2 protein-coding genes and 1 riboswitch are annotated in these 2,172 nt (G+C 46.3%); both genes read right to left on the reverse strand.

Features of this window, described 5'->3' with window-relative positions; all coding sequences use genetic code 11:
* Positions 1–512: thiamine phosphate synthase (gene thiE, locus DI53_RS15145; protein WP_037501528.1), on the reverse strand; the 512-nt coding region annotated here is incomplete at its 3' end.
* Positions 502–1,305, reverse strand: a complete 804-nt coding sequence (gene thiM / locus DI53_RS15150) for a hydroxyethylthiazole kinase (RefSeq protein WP_037501531.1) — start codon at positions 1,303–1,305, stop codon at positions 502–504. The genes thiM and thiE, both read right to left, overlap by 11 nt.
* A 70-nt stretch (positions 1,306–1,375) precedes the next feature.
* Positions 1,376–1,468, reverse strand: a riboswitch (TPP riboswitch).
* Positions 1,469–2,172 lie beyond the last annotated feature (704 nt).

The raw sequence follows: 2,172 nt of genomic DNA on the forward strand, positions 1-2,172 counted from the left end.
TGCATTCGGCCTATCGCTATCAATGGCTTATCCGTGTTTTGCCTAATATTTCGGATTCCTTCGATACCCCACTCGGTAATGGTATCTTTTTTTGTTGCCGTCGCGTAGATGGGGCTCAGCCCAAGATGGTCAACGGCTTTCATTTGCGGACTTTCCAGTTGATTGATATCTTCCAATGACCATCCTATACGCAGTCGGTCGCCAAATTTTTCAGCAATTTCCAAGGGGGCGCTGTCCTGCTGCCCTACGTGTATTCCCCAAGCCTCGACCGCGACCGCTATGTCTACAGCATCGTTGATGACAAGGGGAATATTAAATTTATCTGTTAGGGTTTTTAGTGCGCGTGCTTGCTTTAGAAAAGAAGATGTAGACATCTCTTTTTCCCGAAGTTGTATAATGTCCACCCCACCTCGTATGGCTTCTTCAGCAACCCAAAGCAGGGGGCGGCCAGCGCAGTCCCGTTCAGAAATAACGAGGTACAGTGGATAGGGGAAACTTGAATTAATAGGCATATTCTTTCACCTTTAGATGAATTCGGATCTCATCCTCACTGAGATTGTAAAGCGTGTCATACATATTGAGCTGTAAAGTTCCTGGCCCGATAGATTGTCTCGCCGCCAACTCGCCTGCTAGACTACAGAGGCTTACGCCTGCTACAGCTTCCAAGAAAGGCTCTTGGCGTAGTGCAAGAAAAGCAGCAACAATAGCCGATGCTGTGCAGCCAAGACCCGTAACTTTCGTCATCAGTACGCTGCCATTATTTACCTCTGCCCAGCTATCCTTCCCGATGATATAATCCGTCTCGCCGGATATACAAACTTGTGCGCCATAGTTTTCCTGTAGAAGTCTTCCCGATGAAACTGCGTCCGCGCTGCTCGCGACACTGTCAACGCCCTTTCCGCCCGTGCTTGCGAAGCTTGCTAACGCAATAATTTCAGATGCATTCCCACGTATAGCGGTTGGGCTGTGGCTTAGTAGTTCCTTCAAAACGTCATTACGAAAAGGCGATATACCAGCACCAACGGGATCCAGCACCCAAGGGCATCCCACTTGAGCGGCATGTGCCGCAGCGATCAACATGCCCTCTGCCCATTCTTCGCTTAGCGTGCCGATGTTAATCACTAATGCGCCGCTAATGCCGACGACGTCTTTGACCTCGCGCGAACTATGTACCATAACCGGCGATGCCCCTATGGCCAATAGTGCGTTAGCTGTATTGTTCATTACCACAAAGTTTGTGATATTATGCACTAACGGTGATTGTTGCCTTAATTGATGTAGTTTTTGAATAATCTCTTGTTCCATGTGACGATAAAATTGAATGTCTGTTGGCAATTAGGAAAGAGAAAGGGATAGGAAACGTCGATTAGAGCTAAATATAGCAAACGCTTTTCCCTACGCCAGTATCAACCGGATCAGGTTCAAAGGGACTCTCTCAATTCTTTTCAGAATACCCCTAAAGCCGATCAAATTTAGTGAAAAGTATTGAGTATTGCGTATCGCGTAGTGCGAAAAGTAGATGCGCTTCTTTGAGTCTATTGCTTCTGCTCGCTATTAACCAAAATGTCGCATTTGAAGGAGTATTGCGTAATGAGTATTGAGTAATGCGAGACTTTTAGTTTCCGCTCACCTTATCGCTTCTAACCATTATTAAACGACATGTCGCATCAGTTTTGTTGAGTCTGTAGTCATTTGCCTTCGCACAAACTCTCCCAGCAAAGGTTTCAAGCGACGGGGTTTTGGTTCCTTTTGCCCTACAAAAGGAACGCCATGTCCTGGCTAAGGACGGAAAGGATGTGCGATGGACAAACTGTTTAAAATGCAAAACTTTACCCTTACAAAAGTATTTGCCTTGCCGCGGCATGCGGTGGAAGGGATGTGGGGTAGGATTGGTATTGAGTATTGTGTATCGCGTAGTGCGAGAAGTTTAAGTTTACCATATTTTATTGCTTCTTCCCATTATTAAACGAAATGTCGCCTCGAAAGCTTTGCAATATGTAGTCATTTGCCATTGCACAAACCTCCCCTGCAAAGGTTTCAAGCGACGGGGTTTTGGTTCCTTTTGCCCTACAAAAGGAACGCCCTGTCCTGGCTAAGGACGGAAAGGATGTGCGATGGGGATTGGTATTGAGTATTGTGTATCGCGTAGTGCGAGAAGTTTAAGTTTACCAT

This window comes from Sphingobacterium deserti, assembly GCF_000757725.1.
Lineage (GTDB): Bacteria > Bacteroidota > Bacteroidia > Sphingobacteriales > Sphingobacteriaceae > Sphingobacterium > Sphingobacterium deserti.

Coding starts and splice junctions, on each gene's coding strand:
- thiM (WP_037501531.1), bottom strand. CDS start 1,305: ATGGAACAAGAGATTATTCAAAAACTACATCAATTAAGGCAACAATCA.